We start from the raw sequence: 17,286 nt of genomic DNA, 5'->3' as shown, positions 1-17,286 counted from the left end.
ATGAACGCGTGTCAAGACTCTGGGGCCGACGAGCCCCGTCACCGAGGGGGTCGAGCCATGGGGCGCGGCCGGGCAAAGGCCAAGCAGACCAAGGTCGCCCGCCAGCTGAAGTACAGCAGCGGCGGGACAGACCTGACGCGTCTGGCCAATGAGCTGGGCGCTTCGACTTCGAGTCAGCCGCCGAATGGCGAGCCGTTCGAGGACGACGACGAGGAAGACGACCCGTACGCCCAGTACGCGGATCTCTACAACACGGACGACGAGGACGAGGACGACGAGTCCGGTCCGAGCACGTCCCCGCGTCGCGCTTGACCTTCTGAATCACCGAAACCCGGACCGGGGTCACCCGGCCGGGTTTCTGTGCTGTCCGCACACTGATCCCGGCGGAAGCGGATACGCGGACGGGGCGCCCCTCAGGAGCGCCCCGCCGTATGCCGTTCGACCTGCTCAGCCGGCGTAGTCGCCGACCAGCTCGGCGCCGGTCGTGTGCGCCCCGCGCTCGGTGATCTCGCCCGCGACCCAGGCCTCGACCCCGCGGTCCTCCAGGGTCGCCAGGGCCACGTCCACGGACTCGGCCGGGACGACGGCCATCATGCCGACGCCCATGTTGAGGGTCTTCTCCAGCTCCAGGCGCTCCACCCGACCGGCCTTGCCGACCAGGTCGAAGATCGCGCCCGGCGTCCAGGTCGAGCGGTCGACCGTGGCGTGCAGCCCGTCCGGGATCACCCGCGCCAGGTTGGCGGCGAGGCCGCCGCCCGTGATGTGGCTGAAGGCGTGGACGTCCGTGGTCCGGGTGAGGGCCAGGCAGTCCAGCGAGTAGATCTTCGTGGGCTCCAGGAGCTCCTCGCCGAGCGTCCGGCCGAGCTCCTCGACCCGCTGGTCGAGGGCCATGCCGGCGCGGTCGAAGACCACGTGCCGGACGAGCGAGTACCCGTTGGAGTGAAGGCCCGAGGACGCCATGGCGATGACCGCGTCCCCCGTACGGATGCGGTCCGCCCCGAGCAGCCGGTCGTACTCCACGACACCCGTGCCCGCGCCGGCGACGTCGAAGTCGTCCGGGCCGAGGAGGCCCGGGTGCTCCGCCGTCTCGCCGCCGACCAGGGCGCAGCCGGCCAGGACACAGCCCTCGGCGATGCCCTTGACGATGGCGGCGACCCGCTCCGGGTGGACCTTGCCCACGCAGATGTAGTCGGTCATGAAGAGCGGCTCGGCACCGCAGACGACGATGTCGTCCATGACCATCGCGACCAGGTCGTGGCCGATCGTGTCGTACACGCCCATCTGGCGGGCGATGTCGACCTTCGTGCCGACGCCGTCGGTCGCCGAGGCGAGCAGCGGACGCTCGTAGCGCTTGAGGGCGGAGGCGTCGAAGAGGCCGGCGAAGCCGCCGAGGCCACCGAGGACCTCGGGGCGCTGCGTCTTCTTCACCCACTCCTTCATGAGCTCGACGGCGCGGTCGCCCGCTTCGATGTCGACGCCCGCACTCGCATAGGAGGCACCGGTGGTCTGAGACATGGGTTCAGAGCTTTCGTGTCGTACTGCGGGTGTGCAGCGGGGTCTTACGGGCGACGGAGCGCGTCGGAGGCCGCGGTGGCGGCCGGTCCCGCGGCCAGCTCGGTCTCCAGGAGCTGCTTGCCGAGCAGCTCGGGGTCCGGCAGCTCCATCGGGTACTCGCCGTCGAAGCAGGCACGGCAGAGGTTCGGCTTCTGGATCGTGGTCGCCTCGATCATCCCCTCCAGGGAGATGTACGAGAGCGAGTCCGCGCCCAGCGACTTGCCGATCTCCTCGACCGACATCCCGTTGGCGATCAGCTCCGCACGGGTCGCGAAGTCGATGCCGAAGAAGCAGGGCCACTTGACCGGCGGCGAGGAGATCCGGATGTGGACCTCGGCCGCACCGGCCTCGCGGAGCATCCGGACCAGGGCGCGCTGGGTGTTGCCGCGGACGATCGAGTCGTCGACGACCACGAGCTTCTTCCCCTTGATGACTTCCTTGAGGGGGTTCAGCTTCAGCCGGATGCCCAGCTGGCGGATGGTCTGGGAGGGCTGGATGAAGGTGCGCCCGACGTAGGCGTTCTTCACCAGGCCGGCGCCGAAGGGGATGCCCGAGGCCTCGGCGTAGCCGATGGCGGCCGGGGTGCCGGACTCCGGCGTCGCTATCACCAGGTCGGCCTCGACCGGCGCCTCCTTCGCGAGGCGGCGGCCCATCTCCACGCGGGAGAGGTACACGTTCCGCCCGGCGATGTCGGTGTCGGGACGGGCCAGGTACACGTACTCGAAGACACAGCCCTTGGGCTTCGCTTCCGCGAATCGCGAGGTACGGATGCCGTTCTCGTCGATCGCGATCAGCTCGCCCGGCTCGACCTCGCGGACGAAGGTCGCGCCGCAGATGTCGAGGGCGGCGGACTCGGAGGCGACCACCCAGCCGCGCTCCAGACGGCCGAGGACCAGCGGGCGGATGCCCTGCGGGTCACGGGCCGCGTAGAGCGTGTGCTCGTTCATGAAGACGAGGGAGAAGGCGCCCCGGACGTCGGGGAGGACCTTCGCGGCCGCCTGCTCGATGGTGAGCGGCGTGCCGTCCTCGGCCACCTGGCCCGCGAGGAGCGCGGTGACCAGGTCGGTGTCGTTGGTGGCGGCGACCTGGGTCGCGCGGCCTTCCTTCTTGGGCAGGTCGGCGACCATCTCGGCGAGCTGCGCCGTGTTCACCAGGTTGCCGTTGTGGCCGAGCGCGATCGAGCCGTGGGCGGTCGCCCGGAACGTCGGCTGCGCGTTCTCCCACACGGAGGCCCCGGTGGTCGAGTAGCGGGCGTGACCGACCGCGATATGACCTTGGAGGGAACCGAGAGAGGTCTCGTCGAAGACCTGGGACACGAGGCCCATGTCCTTGAAGACGAGGATCTGGGAGCCATTGCTGACCGCGATTCCCGCGGATTCCTGACCCCGATGCTGGAGGGCGTAGAGCCCGAAGTACGTGAGCTTTGCGACCTCTTCACCCGGAGCCCAGACACCGAAGACGCCACAAGCGTCCTGGGGGCCCTTCTCACCGGGAAGCAGGTCGTGATTGAGTCGACCGTCACCACGTGGCACGTTTCCGAGTGTAGACGGGCTCGACCACTGGTCCGAATTGAGGAAATGCGGGGCCGTCGGTACTCGTGCGATCGCACGAAATGATCGATTGGTGCTTGGAGGGGCCTACGGAGCAGGCGCCGTAAGGGATTCCGGCCCCCCGGCCCCGGCGAGCGGACGCTCGTACCAGGCCCGGGGCGGCCCCGCGATGTGACGGACGCCGCAGTCGGCGTCCGCTCAGCGAGCGGCCGCGGCCGCCGTGAGGCCCTCGCCGGAGGCATCGGTGAGGGTCAGCGTTCGGTGGTTCAGCCGATACCCGAGCGGGCCGTCGAGGAGCTCGTACAGCTTCGTCTCCAGCCGCATCTGCGGGCTCGTGCACATCATCCGGGTCGTCGCCGCCGGGCCCCCGACGGTGAGGGTCCGGGACTTCTCGTCGACACGGGCGGTCGCGGAGAAGTCGTTGCAGCCGAGATTGCCGGTGATCCGGCCGTCGGCACCGAGGACGAACCGCGCCTTGGCGCCGCTGCCGGCGGGAAGGGAGGACGCCGTGTCCCCCGAGACCAGCCCGTCGACCTTCCACGTGGTGCCCCGCAGCGGAGCCTCCTCCTCTGCCGTCAGCTCCACGCTGTTGCGCCCGTCGGCCGAGGCGAGCCGCAGGGCGTCGCCCTTCGTCGTCCCCTTCAGGGGACCCGAGAAGGCCTTGAGCAGCTCCTTCTCGAAGCGCTGCCGGTCGGCGGGGCAGCCGATCTCGGTCACCCCGTCCGGAGAGACCGTGAGGGTGTCGCCCCGGACCACCACACCGGCGTCGAAGGTGTTGCAGCCGCTGTTCCCCCGGGCGCGGCCGTCCTCGAAGTCGACGCGCGCCCCGTCGGGCGCGGCCGACCTGCGGCCGTCGACCGTGACGGCGTCGACCGTCCAGTGCGTGCCGGCGACCGGAAGATCGGGCTCTCCCGCGCCCGCGCCGCTCCCCGCCCCTCCTTCCGTACCGCAGGCGGTGAGCAGCAGGAAGGGGACCAGGACGACGAGTGCGCGTGGCTTCGACATGCCGATGGGACGAAACGGCCCGCCGTACGGTTCCGGCGACTAGCCCATCAGGGGCAGGAGGTCCTTCAGATCCGCGCGTTCGCCGCTCGCGCCGACATGGGCCGCGTCCAGTTCCGCCGCCCACTCCGTACGGCCCGTCGCGAGCCTGATCCAGGTCAGCGGGTCCGTCTCCACCACGTTCGGCGGGGTGCCCCGGGTGTGCCGGGGGCCCTCCACGCACTGCACCACCGCGTACGGCGGGATCCGCACCTCGACCGCCCCGCCCGGCGCCTTCGCCGCGAGCGCGTCGGCGAGCAGCCGGGTGCAGGCGGCGAGCGCCTGGCGGTCGTACGGGACGTCGGCGCCGGTCGCCGCGTTCAGGTCGTCGGTGTGGACGACGAGTTCGACGGTGCGGGTGACGAGGAAGTCCCCGAGCCGCATCGCTCCGAAGCGGGTCGGGACGAGCCGCTCGTCGGAGGCGGACGCGATCGCCTCCTCGTACCGCGCGAGGGTCCGCGCGTACAGCGCCGGCAGGTCAGCCGCATCGATCGCCCGGGTGTCCTCGTCGATGCTCCCCGCCTCCGTCGCCGTGGCGAGGGGCCAGTCGACCAGGGCGAGTTCCCGCCGCTCCGGCTCGGGCTCCGCGAGCTTCCGGGACAGGGACGCGAGCACCATCGTCAGGTGCGCCGCCAGGTCCCGTACCGTCCACTCCCCAAGGCGCGTCGGTCCGTCCAGCTGCTCGGGCGCGAGCGCGGTCACCGCCTCCCGGACGTTCCGGAACTGGGCCAGGACGGCCGCCCTGGTCCTGGCGGAGTCGTAACTGCGGGCACGCTTCTTGGCAGGTGGCATGGCCCGAGGCTAGCCCCGAGACTGGAGGGAACGGAGCCAATCGCAGCGAAAGCAGGCGACGGGACCATGACCCACCACGAACACCCCCACGCCGCACTGGTGCGCCGGGGCTACGAGGCGTTCAGCAACGGCGACATGGAGACGCTGGGTTCCCTGATGACCAGCGACTGCACCCACCACGTGCCCGGCGAGAGCCAGATATCCGGGCACTACAAAGGGCGGGACAACGTCATCGGCGGCTACTACCGGATGCTCGGCGAGCTGAGCGGCGGCACCATACGCGTCGACCTCAAGGGCGTCTACGTGGACGGCCGCGGCCACGTCATCGCCACGCACCGGTTCTTCGCCGAGCGCGGCGACCGCGGCATCGAGATGAACGGCGGCCTCTTCTTCACCCTCGTCGGCGACAAGATCTCCGACATCGACGAGTGCGTCGCCGACATCACGGAGACGGACTCCTTCTGGGGCACCGGCTGACAGCACGGAGCCCCCGCCCTTCCCGGGCGGGGGCTCCGTTCCGTACGGGAGCGATCAGGCCAGCAGGCCCGGGATCGTCGCCTCGTGGGCGGCGCGCAGCTCCTCCAGGGAGAGCGTGAACTCGCCCTGCACGTCGACGGAGTCACCGTCGACGACACCGATCCGGGTCGCCGGCAGACCCCGCGCACCGCACATGTCGGTGAAGCGGAGCTCCTCGCTGCGCGGGACGGCGACGACCGCACGGCCGGCCGACTCGCTGAAGAGGAACGTGAACGCGTCCAGGCCCTCCGGGACGACCAGGCGCGCGCCGTTCCCGCCGCGCAGGCAGGACTCGACGACCGCCTGCACGAGACCGCCGTCGGACAGGTCGTGCGCCGCGTCGATCATGCCGTCGCGCGAGGCCGAGATCAGGATCTCGCCGAGCAGCTTCTCCCGGTCGAGGTCCACGGCCGGCGGCATGCCGCCGAGGTGCTGGTGGATCACCTCGGACCAGGCCGAACCGCCGAACTCCTCCTTGGTGTCGCCGAGCAGGTAGAGGAGCTGGCCCTCTTCCGCGAAGGCGATCGGGGTGCGGCGGTTGACGTCGTCGATCACACCGAGGACGGCCACGACGGGCGTCGGGTGGATGGCGACCTCACCGGTCTGGTTGTACAGCGACACGTTGCCGCCGGTGACCGGGGTGCCCAGCTGCAGGCAGCCGTCCGCGAGACCACGGGTGGCCTCGGCGAACTGCCACATCACGGCCGGGTCCTCGGGCGAACCGAAGTTCAGGCAGTCCGAGATCGCCAGCGGCTTGGCGCCGGAGGCGGCGACGTTGCGGTACGCCTCCGCCAGCGCGAGCTGCGCGCCCGTGTACGGGTCGAGCTTGGCGTACCGGCCGTTGCCGTCGGTCGCCATGGCCACGCCGAGGTTGGTCTCCTCGTCGATGCGGACCATGCCCGCGTCCTCGGGCTGCGCCAGGACCGTGTTGCCCTGCACGAACCGGTCGTACTGGTCCGTGATCCAGGACTTGGAGGCCTGGTTCGGCGAGGAGACGAGCTTGAGGACCTGGTCCTTCAGCTCGGCGCCGCTCTGCGGCCGGGGCAGCTTGCCGGCGTCGTCGGCCTGGAGCGCGTCCTGCCAGTCCGGGCGCGCGAACGGCCGGTGGTAGGTCGGGCCCTCGTGGGCGACGGAGCGCGGCGGCACGTCGACGATCTGCTCGCCGTGCCAGAAGATCTCCAGGCGCTCGCCCTCGGTCACCTCACCGATGACGGTGGCGATGACGTCCCACTTCTCGCAGATCTCCAGGAAGCGGTCGACGTGCTCGGGCTCGACGATCGCGCACATGCGCTCCTGCGACTCGCTCATGAGGATCTCCTCGGGCGAGAGCGTCGCGTCGCGCAGGTGCACGCGGTCGAGCTCGACGCGCATGCCGCCGGAGCCCGCGGAGGCCAGCTCGGACGTGGCGCAGGAGAGCCCGGCGCCGCCGAGGTCCTGGATGCCCGCGACGAGCTTCTCCTTGAAGATCTCCAGGGTGCACTCGATGAGGAGCTTCTCCTGGAAGGGGTCGCCGACCTGGACGGCGGGGCGCTTGGTGGGCTTCGTGTCGTCGAAGGTCTCGGACGCGAGGACCGAGACGCCGCCGATGCCGTCGCCGCCCGTGCGGGCGCCGTACAGGATGACCTTGTTGCCGGGGCCGGAGGCCTTGGCGAGGTGGATGTCCTCGTGCTTCATCACGCCGATGCAGCCGGCGTTGACCAGCGGGTTGCCCTGGTAGCAGGAGTCGAAGACGACCTCGCCGCCGATGTTCGGCAGGCCCAGGCAGTTGCCGTAGCCGCCGATGCCGGCGACGACACCGGGCAGCACGCGCTTGGTGTCGGGGTGGTCGGCCGCGCCGAAGCGCAGCGGGTCGACGACCGCGACCGGGCGGGCGCCCATGGCGAGGATGTCGCGGACGATGCCGCCGACGCCGGTGGCCGCGCCCTGGTAGGGCTCGATGTACGAGGGGTGGTTGTGCGACTCGACCTTGAAGGTGACCGCGTACCCCTGGCCGACGTCGACGACGCCCGCGTTCTCGCCGATGCCGACGAGCATGGCGTCGTTCTCGGGGGTCTTCTCGCCGAACTGCTTCAGGTGGACCTTGCTGCTCTTGTAGGAGCAGTGCTCGGACCACATGACGGAGTACATGGCGAGCTCGGCGCCGGTGGGACGGCGGCCGAGGATCTCGCGGATGCGCGCGTACTCGTCCTCCTTGAGGCCGAGCTCCTTCCAGGGCTGCTCGCTGTCCGGCGTCTCGCTCGCGTGCTTGACGGTGTCGAGGCTCATCAGGCGTTGACCAGCTTCTTGAGGATCGAGGTGAAGAAACCGAGGCCGTCCGTCTTGCCGGTGCCGACCAGCGGCTCGACGGCGTGCTCCGGGTGCGGCATGAGGCCGACCACGTTGCCCGCGGCGTTGGTGATGCCCGCGATGTCGCGCAGCGAGCCGTTGGGGTTCATGTCCAGGTAGCGGAAGGCGACCCGCCCCTCGGCCTCCAGCTCGTCGAGCACGCGCTCGTCGGCGACGTAGCGGCCGTCCATGTTCTTGAGCGGGACCTCGATCTCCTGGCCCCGGGTGTAGTCCGAGGTCCAGGCGGTCTCCGCGTTCTCCACCCGCAGCTTCTGGTCGCGGCAGATGAAGTGGAGGTGGTTGTTGCGCAGCATCGCGCCCGGCAGCAGGTGGGCCTCGGTGAGGATCTGGAAGCCGTTGCAGATGCCGAGGACGGGCATGCCCGCCTTCGCCTGCTCGATGATCGTCTCCATCACCGGCGAGAAGCGGGAGATGGCTCCGGCCCGCAGGTAGTCGCCGTAGGAGAAGCCGCCGGCCAGGACCACGGCGTCGACCTGCTTGAGGTCCTTGTCCCGGTGCCAGAGCGACACGGGCTCGGCGCCCGCGAGGCGGGCGGCACGCAGCGCGTCCTGGTCGTCGAGCGTTCCGGGGAACGTGACGACGCCGATGCGTGCGGTCACGACTCCACCTTCACGACGAAGTCTTCGATCACGGTGTTGGCAAGGAAGGTTTCGGCCATCTCATGGATGCGGGCGAGGGCGGCGTCGTCGACCGGTCCCTCCACCTCCAGCTCGAAGCGCTTCCCCTGACGGACGTCGGCGATTCCGGCGAACCCGAGGCGGGGCAGTGCACGCTGCACCGCCTGTCCCTGCGGGTCGAGGATCTCCGGCTTGAGCATGACGTCGACTACGACGCGTGCCACTGGCACTCCCGGTGGTGTGTTGCGTGGGCGGTTCCCTCAGCGTACCTGCCTCCAAATTCTACGCGGGTAGAGATCTGAAGGATCCTACAAAAGCCCGGTTCGGAGCGGTGTGCGTCACACGAGCGGCACCCGAACCCCGGACACGCACTCCGCACAAAATTCGAGTGAAATATTGCGGGCCGCATTGAGCCGGGACACGCTGAAAAAAATGACGGGGCTTCACAATGCGACGCCCGCCGCTGTACAAAGGAATCCAGAAGAAAGCAGTATTGTCCCGGCACAGCCGTAGGGTCGGCATCGCCGCACGTCAGGGCCGCCACAAGCGTCCTCACGACCGCGGCGGCCGCAGGAAAGGACCGATATCCGTGGCTCAGCGTGTGGTGGTCACTCTCTCCGATGACATCGACGGCGGAGAAGCGGCTGAAACGGTCGCGTTCGGCCTGGACGGGAAGATGTACGAGATCGACCTGAATGCTGCCAATGCAAAGAAACTCCGCAAGGCCCTCGCGCCCTACCTCGCCGCCGGCCGCAAGCTGCCGACCCGGGTGACGGCCGGCCGGAGCGCCCAGGCCGCCTCGTACACGCACACCGCCCTCGCGCCCGACCCGGCGGCGGTCCGCGCCTGGGCCCAGTCCAACAAGATGGACGTCCCGGCCCGCGGCCGGATCCCGAAGCGCGTCTACGAGGCCTTCCGCGCGGCGAGCTGAGCGGGGGACCGCGGGGGCCGTCGAGCCGATTTGCATGACACCCCCCATGATCCGGTAGAGTCTGGATCACGCCGAGGGGCGAGGCCGAGAAGCCGAGTCCCCAGCAGCGTGCGGGTGTAGTTCAGTAGCAGAACAGCCCCCTTCCAGGGGGAAGGCGCAGTGTGCAATCCCTGTCACCCGCTCTGCGAGAAACGCGTTACCGACCACTCCGGTGGATCAGGTAGAGTGGTGCTCGCACCGAGCAGCGAAAGCTGACCGGTAGCAATGCGGACGTGGCTCAGTTGGTAGAGCATCACCTTGCCAAGGTGAGGGTCGCGAGTTCGAATCTCGTCGTCCGCTCAGGGAGTACGAAGGCCCCGGTTCTCAGGAACCGGGGCCTTCGTCGTGTTCCCGGAGAGCGTCCGGAGGGTGTGAAGGGCCCCACACGGCGGTGTGTCACGGGCACCCGCGACGTTGGGTATAGTTAGCAGCGCGCTACGGCGCATGCGGACGTGGCTCAGTTGGTAGAGCATCACCTTGCCAAGGTGAGGGTCGCGAGTTCGAATCTCGTCGTCCGCTCCATGAAGAAGCCCCCGGTCGAATCGACCGGGGGCTTTCTCGTTCCCTAGGACCAGGCCTGGCCGGTCAGGAGCTCGTACGCCTCGATGTACTTGGCGCGGGTCTTCTCCACGACCTCCTGCGGCAGGGCCGGCGGCGGCTGCTCGCTCTTGCGGTCCCAGCCGGAGGCCGGCGAGGTCAGCCAGTTCCGCACGATCTGCTTGTCGTACGAGGGCTGGGCGCGGCCCGGCTCCCACTCGGAGGCCGGCCAGAAGCGCGAGGAGTCCGGGGTGAGGACCTCGTCGGCGATGACCAGGCGGTCGCCCTCCGGCGTGCTCTCGAAGCCGAACTCGAACTTCGTGTCGGCCAGGATGATCCCGCGGTCGCGGGCGATGTCCCGGGCCCGGGAGTAGACGGCGAGGGTCGTCTGGCGCAGCAGCGCGGCCGTCTCGGCGCCGACCTGGCGGGCGACCTCCTCGTACGACACGTTCTCGTCGTGGTCGCCGACGGCGGCCTTCGTCGCCGGGGTGAAGATCGGCGCGGGCAGCTCGGAGCCGTCGGTCAGGCCCTCGGGCAGGGCGAGACCGCAGACCGTGCGGGACTCGTCGTACTCGAGCAGGCCGGAGCCGGTGAGGTAGCCGCGGGCGACGGCCTCGACCGGGACCATGTTCAGCGACTTGCAGATGAGGGTGCGGCCCTCCCAGTCGGCGGGGGCGCCGGCCGGCAGGTCGGTGGAGAGCACGTGGTTCGGGACCAGGTCGGTGAGCTTGTCGAACCACCACAGGGAGAGCTGGGTGAGCACCCGGCCCTTGTCGGGGATCTCGGTGGGCAGCACCCAGTCGTAGGCCGACATGCGGTCGCTCGCCACCATGACGAGGTCGCCCGCCTCGTTCCGGTACAGGTCGCGGACCTTGCCCGTGTGGAGATGGGTCAGGCCCGGGACCTGGACGGGCTCGGGCTTTTCTACGAATCCGGACACGGTTCCTCCGCGTAGGTTGATCCAGGAGCGAGTCCGATTCTCTCGCACATCCGGGCGGGTCCGGCCGCGAGGCCCTGTGACCCCCCGCTCAGTACCCCGCTCAGCCCCCGTCCCCCTGCCAGGTCCTTCCGCTCGGTCCTTCCGCCCGGTCCTTCCGCTCGGTCCTTCCGCCCGGTCCTTCCGCTCGGTCCTTTCGCTCAGTCCCTTTTGCAGATCCGGTCGAGGAGGTTCGCGGTGGCGCGCTGGACCCGGGCGTCGACATGGCCCGGCCGGTCCAGCGCCGGCGACCAGGCGAACGTGCCGGACGCGAAGACCCAGGCGCCGGACGGGGCCCGGTAGAGACTCGTCTCCTGGTGGCGCAGCGCCCCCTCGCCGTCCCGGTAGGGCGAGTGCGCGAGCAGGATGCGCCCCTGGTGCTCCGGCAGCGCGGTGCGCGGGAAGTAGCGGTCGGCCTCGCCCGCGACCAGGCCCGGGAGCTCGTCGCCGTCGCCCGCGCCGGTGGCCTCCCAGAGCCAGTGGTCGGCGTTCCGCACGACCAGCGGGGTCGGTTCGGGCACCCGGCCCGCGTACTGGATGCCGAGGAGCTGCTGCTCGGGCCGGTCGACCTCGCGCCAGAGCGCGGGACGGCCGGGGCCGCGCCGCTTGCGGCAGGTGAGGAGGCGGTCCGGCACCCCGGACGGCGAAGGGCCCAGCTCCACCTGCCAGTACATGGTGTTGGCGGAGAGGAAGACGAGCGAGGTCCCCTGGTCACGGGCGAGTTCGGCGGTCCGGCGCATCGGCACCGACCAGTACTCGTCGTGGCCCGGGAAGACGAGGCCCCGGTAGCGGCTCGGGTCGACCCGGCCCGCGTGCAGGTCGCGGGTCTCCGCGTACGCCAGGTCGTAGCCGTAGCGCTCGGCCCAGCGGATGAAGTCGTAGGCGTGCCCGACGTGCAGGGGCAGCCCCGCGCCCGCGTACGGACGGTCGAAGGAGACGGTGACGGCCGCCTCCTCCTCGCCGAGCAGCCGGCCCTCCTCGTCCCAGGCGTGGTAGAGGCTGGCGCCGGTGTGACCGTCCTCCGGGTAGAGGTTGTACGCCTGCCAGGTCACGTCCGGGAGGACGAGCAGCAGATCCGCCGGGTGGTCGTCCCGGACCGTGAAGGGGATGTGCGAGCGGTAGCCGTCGACGGTGGTGAGGACGGCGACGTACGCGCCGATCGACCAGTACGTGGGGACCTGCAGCCGCCAGGACTGCCACCAGTGGTGGCAGGAGACCGTGCGGTCGGCGGTGAGCGGGGCGGGTTGGACGATCCCGGAGAGACGGGGACTCGTGGTGATCTTCGCGGCGCCGTCGCCGCCGTAGTGCCCGATCCGATAGACGTCGACCGAGAACTGCTGCGGCGGGTCCACGGTGATGTGGAAATCGATCGACTCGCCCGGCGCCACGGCTCCGTCCGACGCGAAGCCCTTGATCTGGCGCCGGACGTCGTCCGCCGTGCGCGGGCCGCCGCTGCCGCCCCGGGCCAGGATCTCGTCCGCGTACCAGGGGACCATCTGACCGGTGTCGTCGAAGTAGTTCTCCGAGCCTCGCAGCCAGGGCAGCGGGCCCTGGCCGAAGGGATCGGAGACGGCGTGCGCGAGCGCACCCGACTCCCACCTTCTGATCTGCTCCGCCCCCATGTGCGCCCCTCCCTCGACTCCCCCGGTCGGCCGGTCAGTGCCTGCGATGTGTCTCTGCGATGTGTCTCTGTGATGCGTGCCTGTGGTTCGTGCCTCTGTCAGTGACGGTCTCCAGCACATCACATAACGCACGCACTCCGTCACCGTTCGTCGTGAATTGACGAGAGTGGAACCCTGGGCTCCGGCTGGAGCCCTTCCGCGAGGCCTCAGACCAGGCGCACGGGCTTCTCCGGGCGCACCCCGGTGCGGGCGAGCCAGGCCCGCAGCGGCTCCGGGTCGCCGTCCTCGACGAGCGCGAGGACCCGGGGCCCGAGGTCCGCCGCGCGCTCGCCGCCGACGAGCAGGGCGGGCCCGTCGAGCCAGTCGAGGCCGGGAGCGGCCTCGGCGGTGTCCACGGCCGCACAGCAGACCATCGCGGTCACGTGGTCGGCGAGCAGGTCGCGGCCGGTACGGGGCGGCTGGAGCGGGAACAGCGGCAGGGGCCCGTCGGGGCCGCTGACGGCGTCGGGGGCGGCAGCGCCGGCCCGGTCGCCCCTGTCGGCGGCGCGGGCGGTCGCGGCCGCCGCGGCGACCCGGGCCTCCCGTGCTGCCTCCTCCCGCGCGAGGAGCGCGCTGAGCGCCCCGGCGAGCGCCTCGGCGGCGGGGTTGACCGGCTCGTCGTCGTCCTCTTCGGGCGTGCCGGAGAGGCCGGGGACGGGGTCGAGCCCGTCGACGGGGGTGACGGGCTCGGGCCGGGGCCCGGGGCCGTGCCCGTGCTCGGCGTCGGCGGGGGGCTCGGGCTCATCTAGGCCGGTGCCGAGCCTGGGCTCGTCGACGTCAGTGGCGCGCTCGGATTCGGGCGCGTCGAGGCCGGGGGCGATCCCGGACTCGCCGGCGTCAGCAGCGCGCACGGATTCGGGCGCGTCGAGGCCGGCACCGCGCCCGGGCTCAGCGGCCCCGGCGGCGCGCTCGTACGGGCGCTCCTCGGCGCCGGTGGCGCGCTCGTGCTGGGGCTCGTGTTCGGGGCGGGGGGCCGTCAGGTGGGCCATCACGCGGGTCAGGGTCGGGCCGGTCGCGCCGGAGGCCGGTCCTTCGGCGGGGGCGGCCACGCCCAGGCCGTCGAGGACCTGGTGCAGGCGGGCCGCGTCGGTGCGCCACTTCCGGTCGACGACCTCCTCCGGATACTGGCTCCACTCCACCGGCGCCCAGTCCGGGCCGGGCTCGGCGGGGCCGCCGTGGAAGAGACGGGCGGCGAGCAGCGAGGTGGCCTCGTCGACGGCGCCGGGCTCCTCCAGGAGGTCGCAGGCGGGCCGCTCGCCGAGCCGGGAGGAGAACCCCTCCGCGAGCCGGTCCCGGCGGGAGAGCTCGGTGAGGGCGGAGACCACGCCCGCGTCGAGCTTGGCGGGCCAGCGGCCCATGCGCCAGGCGGGCAGCGCGACCCGGGTGAGCAGGCGGTCCCAGCCCGCGTAGGCCAGGCCGACCTGCTCCTGGGCGACGATCCGTACGCCGTAGTCCACGGCCTGGGCGCGCTCCGAACCGGCGGCGGCGACTCCGCGCTCCATCTCGGCTGCGTGCCCGCGGCAGGCGCGCAGCAGCACGCGGGCGACCTGCCCGACGCCGTGGGCTCCGAGTCGGCGGAGCGGGCCGAGGCCGGGGTCCCGTGGCACGGCGACGGCGGCGTCCAGACCGCGGACGAAGCGGCGGGCGGCGGCTATGTCGGGGTGGGCGGCCGGTCCCGTACCGGCGACGACGGGGGCGAGGACCGCCCGCAGCTCGCCGACGCGCATCCACCACAGGAAGGGCGAGCCTATGACCAGGACCGGGGCGCCGTCCCCGCCGGACGTCCGGCGGAGGCGGTGGGCCCGGTGGGTGCGGTCCTCCAGCCAGCTGTCGCAGTCCGGGGTGAGGGCTATCGCGGCGGGCGCCGGGACGCCGAGCCGGTCGGCCAGATCGTGGACGAGCCGGTAGAGATCGGGGGCGGCGGACTCGGCGAGCTCCACCGTCGGCGTGGCGGCCGGGCGGGCCCGGGTGACGACGAGGGCGACGGCCGCGGCGGCGAGGAGCACGACGACGGCGAGGACGGTCACGACCCAGCGGGCCGTGTCCCAACCCGCTCCTGTGAAGTGGCCGGTGACCCCGCCCGCGTACAGGACGACGGCCACGGCGGCGGGGAGCACCGCGAGGCCCAGCGCCCTGCCCCGGACGCGGAGGACGGCGAGGGCCCGGGAGCGCGCGGCGCGCGCACCCCACTCCTCGCCGACAACGGAACCGGTACCGGACACGCCGTTCATCACCCCCTCCTGTCCTCGACGGGACTGCCTGTGGCGGTGTTGCTCACTCCCCCACTGTGGCACCCGCCACTGACATCGCAATGCCGGTGGGCCAAGTGCCGGAATGCCTTCGCCGCACCCTAGTTGGGGCTGTGGCGGGCGTCATCCGTATGGCCGAGCCGTCACTCGATGGAATGGCTTTGGGTAAAGGTGATGGCGCACTTGTGGCCGTGTGGTTCACGGGTTCCGCACCACACGGCCACAAGAGGAATCAGGCTAAATCAGCCGGAATCAAGCGGGATCAGGCTTCGGCGGCCTTCCGCGCGATGTCCGTACGGTGCTGCGAACCGTCAAGGCGGATACGGCCGACCGCCGCGTACGCCCGCTCGCGGGCCTGCGCCAGGTCCGAACCGGTGGCGGTGACCGACAGGACGCGTCCGCCGGCGCTCAGGACCGCGCCGCCCTCGCCCCGCTTGGTACCGGCGTGCAGCACGTACGCGTGCGGGGCGTCCTTCTCCGCGATCTCGTCCAGGCCCTCGATCGGGTCGCCCGTGCGCGGGGTGTCCGGGTAGTTGTGGGAGGCGACGACCACCGTGACGGCGGCTTCGTCGCTCCAGCTCAGCGGGGCTTGGTCGTCCAGGGTGCCGTTCGCGGAGTTCAGCAGGACGCCCGCGAGCGGGGTCTTCAGGCGGGCCAGGACGACCTGGGTCTCGGGGTCGCCGAAGCGCGCGTTGAACTCGATGACCCGGACGCCGCGGCTGGTGATCGCCAGACCCGCGTAGAGGAGGCCGGAGAACGGCGTGCCGCGGCGGCGCAGCTCGTCGACCGTCGGCTGCAGGACGGTCTCCAGGACCTCCTCGACCAGCTTCGGGTCGGCCCAGGGCAGCGGCGAGTAGGCGCCCATGCCGCCGGTGTTCGGGCCCTCGTCGCCGTCGAGCGCGCGCTTGAAGTCCTGCGCGGGCTGGAGCGGGAGGACGGTGGTGCCGTCGGTGATGGCGAAGAGGGAGACCTCGGGGCCGTCCAGGTACTCCTCGATGACCACCCGGTCGCAGGCGAGCGCGTGCGCCCGGGCCTGCTCGACGTCCTCGGTGACGACGACGCCCTTGCCGGCGGCGAGACCGTCGTCCTTGACCACGTACGGAGCGCCGAAGGCGTCGAGCGCCTCGTCGATCTCCTCCGGGGTGGTGCAGACGTAGCTGCGGGCGGTGGGGACCCCGGCGCCGGCCATGACGTCCTTGGCGAAGGCCTTGGAGCCCTCCAGCCGGGCCGCCTCCCGGGACGGGCCGAAGACGGGGATGCCGACCGCGCGGACGGCGTCGGCGACGCCGGCGACGAGCGGGGCCTCCGGGCCGACGACGACCAGTTCGGCGCCCAGCTCGGTGGCGAGCGCGGCGACGGCCGCGCCGTCCAGCTGGTCGACGGCGTGCAGCTCCGCAACCTCCGCGATTCCGGCGTTGCCGGGCGCGCAGTGCAGAGCGGTGACGTCGGGATCGAGGGAGAGAGAGCGGCACAGGGCGTGTTCGCGGGCGCCGCCGCCGATGACGAGGACCTTCACGCCTGCCAGGGTAGCCCGCGGGGCGGGGTGCCCCTTGTGCGGGCCACCGAGCGAGACGGCCCTACTCGTTCGTGTATTCCTCCACAACCGTGGCTCCCAGCTCGCGCACGATCAGGTCGTGCCCGGAGAGCGCGGAGTCGACGAGGTCCGGGTCGTCCTCCTCGGGGACGTCGTCCTCGGGCGCCACGGGCTGCGGCGCCGGCGGGGTGTACGCGGGTGCGGGAGCGGGCGCCGGGGCCTGCTGGAACGAGGCGGCCGGAGCGGGCTGCGCCTGTACGGGGGCGGGCGGCGGGGCCTGCTGGAACGCGGGGGCGGGCGCGGGAGCAGCGGCGGGCGCGGGCGCGGCGGACCGACCGCCGCCGAAGCCACCGGCGCCGCCTCCACCCCCGAAACCACCGGCGCCGCTTCCGCCGCCGAAGCCTCCGGTTCCGCCCGAGCCGCCGAAACCGGTGGCGGCGGGCGGGGGCGCGGAGCCGCCCGAGGGGTCGATGATCGCCTCGATCTTCCAGTTCACGTTGAACTGCTCGGCGAGCGCCTGCTTGAGGACGTCCTCGCTGCCGCTGCTCGCGAAGTTGTCCCGGGCACCGGCGTTGAGGAAGCCGAGCTGGAGCGTGGTGCCGTCGAACCCCGCCACCTGGGCGTTCTGGCTGAGCAGGATCCAGGTGAAGCGCCGCCGGTTCTTGACGGCGTCGAGGATCTGCGGCCACAGGTTCCGCACCTGGGCCGTGTCCCCGCCACCGCCCGCGGCGGCCGGCGCCGGGGCCTGCGGCGCGGGCTGCGCCTGCACGGGCGCGGGGGCCGGGACGGCGGGCGCCGCGGACGCGCCGGGCCAGGCGCCGGGTGCGCCGCCGCCGGGGGTGGCGGCGCCTGCCCGGACCGTACGCCCAGGACGACGGACTCCGGGGTGTGCGCCTCGCCGCTGGGGCACCACGTCTGCACCGGCTCGTTTCCGCCCACGGTG

Annotated in this window: 14 protein-coding genes, 3 tRNA genes and 1 pseudogene; 6 read left to right on the top strand and 12 right to left on the bottom strand. The window is 71.8% G+C overall.

The window, feature by feature from the left end; all coding sequences use genetic code 11:
- Positions 1 to 57 precede the first annotated feature (57 nt).
- On the top strand, positions 58 to 312 hold the full coding sequence (locus ABZ318_RS23550; protein WP_225804330.1) for a DUF3073 domain-containing protein: 255 nt from the start codon (positions 58 to 60) through the stop codon (positions 310 to 312).
- Between the two features lie 135 nt (positions 313 to 447).
- Here the strand turns inward: ABZ318_RS23550 and purM are convergent, their stop codons facing one another.
- The 4 genes from purM to ABZ318_RS23530 all read right to left on the bottom strand — a co-directional run bounded on the left by purM (position 448) and on the right by ABZ318_RS23530 (position 4,937).
- Entirely contained in the window at positions 448 to 1,515 is a 1,068-nt protein-coding gene (gene purM, locus ABZ318_RS23545; protein WP_356904444.1) for a phosphoribosylformylglycinamidine cyclo-ligase, read from the bottom strand.
- Positions 1,516 to 1,559: 44 nt separating this feature from the next.
- The gene (purF, locus tag ABZ318_RS23540; RefSeq protein ID WP_356904443.1) at positions 1,560 to 3,086 is read right to left on the bottom strand and encodes an amidophosphoribosyltransferase; all 1,527 of its coding nucleotides are present in this window, start codon (positions 3,084 to 3,086) and stop codon (positions 1,560 to 1,562) included.
- A 216-nt stretch (positions 3,087 to 3,302) separates the two neighbouring features.
- Positions 3,303 to 4,109: an META domain-containing protein gene (locus tag ABZ318_RS23535; RefSeq protein ID WP_356904442.1), complete on the bottom strand. Its 807-nt coding sequence runs from the start codon at positions 4,107 to 4,109 to the stop codon at positions 3,303 to 3,305.
- 39 nt (positions 4,110 to 4,148) lie between these two features.
- A complete protein-coding gene (locus ABZ318_RS23530) occupies positions 4,149 to 4,937 on the bottom strand; it encodes a sterol carrier family protein (protein ID WP_356904441.1) in 789 nt (262 codons plus the stop codon).
- 66 nt (positions 4,938 to 5,003) lie between these two features.
- Between ABZ318_RS23530 and ABZ318_RS23525 the strand changes: the two genes are divergently transcribed.
- Positions 5,004 to 5,414, top strand: coding sequence for a nuclear transport factor 2 family protein (locus tag ABZ318_RS23525; RefSeq protein ID WP_356904440.1), 411 nt, complete (start codon positions 5,004 to 5,006; stop codon positions 5,412 to 5,414).
- A gap of 54 nt (positions 5,415 to 5,468) precedes the next feature.
- On the opposite strand, the gene purL is transcribed toward ABZ318_RS23525, so the two are convergent.
- From purL to purS, 3 genes are read right to left on the bottom strand one after another with little or no spacing between them, the layout of a single operon-like run.
- Positions 5,469 to 7,718: a phosphoribosylformylglycinamidine synthase subunit PurL gene (gene purL, locus ABZ318_RS23520; protein ID WP_356904439.1), complete on the bottom strand. Its 2,250-nt coding sequence runs from the start codon at positions 7,716 to 7,718 to the stop codon at positions 5,469 to 5,471.
- Complete coding sequence (purQ, locus tag ABZ318_RS23515; protein ID WP_356904438.1) at positions 7,718 to 8,398, bottom strand: phosphoribosylformylglycinamidine synthase subunit PurQ; 681 nt, start codon at positions 8,396 to 8,398, stop codon at positions 7,718 to 7,720. The genes purL and purQ overlap by 1 nt, the downstream gene beginning before the upstream one ends.
- A complete protein-coding gene (purS, locus tag ABZ318_RS23510) occupies positions 8,395 to 8,640 on the bottom strand; it encodes a phosphoribosylformylglycinamidine synthase subunit PurS (protein ID WP_015035032.1) in 246 nt (81 codons plus the stop codon). The genes purQ and purS overlap by 4 nt, the downstream gene beginning before the upstream one ends.
- 365 nt (positions 8,641 to 9,005) lie before the next feature.
- Here purS and ABZ318_RS23505 point away from each other — a divergent pair, with 365 nt between their 5' ends.
- The 4 genes from ABZ318_RS23505 to ABZ318_RS23490 all read left to right on the top strand — a co-directional run bounded on the left by ABZ318_RS23505 (position 9,006) and on the right by ABZ318_RS23490 (position 9,908).
- Positions 9,006 to 9,347, top strand: a complete 342-nt coding sequence (locus ABZ318_RS23505) for an Lsr2 family protein (RefSeq protein ID WP_356904437.1) — start codon at positions 9,006 to 9,008, stop codon at positions 9,345 to 9,347.
- Positions 9,348 to 9,457: 110 nt separating this feature from the next.
- Positions 9,458 to 9,529, top strand: a tRNA-Gly gene (locus tag ABZ318_RS23500).
- An 84-nt stretch (positions 9,530 to 9,613) separates the two neighbouring features.
- A tRNA-Gly gene (locus ABZ318_RS23495) sits at positions 9,614 to 9,686 on the top strand.
- A gap of 146 nt (positions 9,687 to 9,832) precedes the next feature.
- A tRNA-Gly gene (locus ABZ318_RS23490) sits at positions 9,833 to 9,908 on the top strand.
- Between the two features lie 43 nt (positions 9,909 to 9,951).
- On the opposite strand, the gene ABZ318_RS23485 is transcribed toward ABZ318_RS23490, so the two are convergent.
- The 5 genes and pseudogenes from ABZ318_RS23485 to ABZ318_RS23465 all read right to left on the bottom strand — a co-directional run.
- Positions 9,952 to 10,863, bottom strand: a complete 912-nt coding sequence (locus ABZ318_RS23485) for a phosphoribosylaminoimidazolesuccinocarboxamide synthase (RefSeq protein WP_356904436.1) — start codon at positions 10,861 to 10,863, stop codon at positions 9,952 to 9,954.
- A gap of 197 nt (positions 10,864 to 11,060) precedes the next feature.
- Positions 11,061 to 12,521: a N,N-dimethylformamidase beta subunit family domain-containing protein gene (locus ABZ318_RS23480; RefSeq protein ID WP_356904435.1), complete on the bottom strand. Its 1,461-nt coding sequence runs from the start codon at positions 12,519 to 12,521 to the stop codon at positions 11,061 to 11,063.
- A 206-nt stretch (positions 12,522 to 12,727) separates the two neighbouring features.
- Positions 12,728 to 14,791, bottom strand: coding sequence for a hypothetical protein (locus tag ABZ318_RS23475; protein WP_356904434.1), 2,064 nt, complete (start codon positions 14,789 to 14,791; stop codon positions 12,728 to 12,730).
- Between the two features lie 280 nt (positions 14,792 to 15,071).
- Positions 15,072 to 16,325 (bottom strand): phosphoribosylamine--glycine ligase, encoded by a 1,254-nt coding sequence (purD, locus tag ABZ318_RS23470; RefSeq protein WP_356904433.1) that lies wholly within the window; start codon positions 16,323 to 16,325, stop codon positions 15,072 to 15,074.
- A 61-nt stretch (positions 16,326 to 16,386) separates the two neighbouring features.
- Positions 16,387 to 17,286: pseudogene (locus tag ABZ318_RS23465) on the bottom strand (DNA polymerase III subunit gamma and tau); the annotation flags it as partial.

Origin of the sequence: Streptomyces sp. NPDC006197, assembly GCF_040613865.1 — a bacterium.
GTDB lineage: Bacteria > Actinomycetota > Actinomycetes > Streptomycetales > Streptomycetaceae > Streptomyces.
This window is presented reverse-complemented; position numbering and strand designations above follow the sequence as displayed.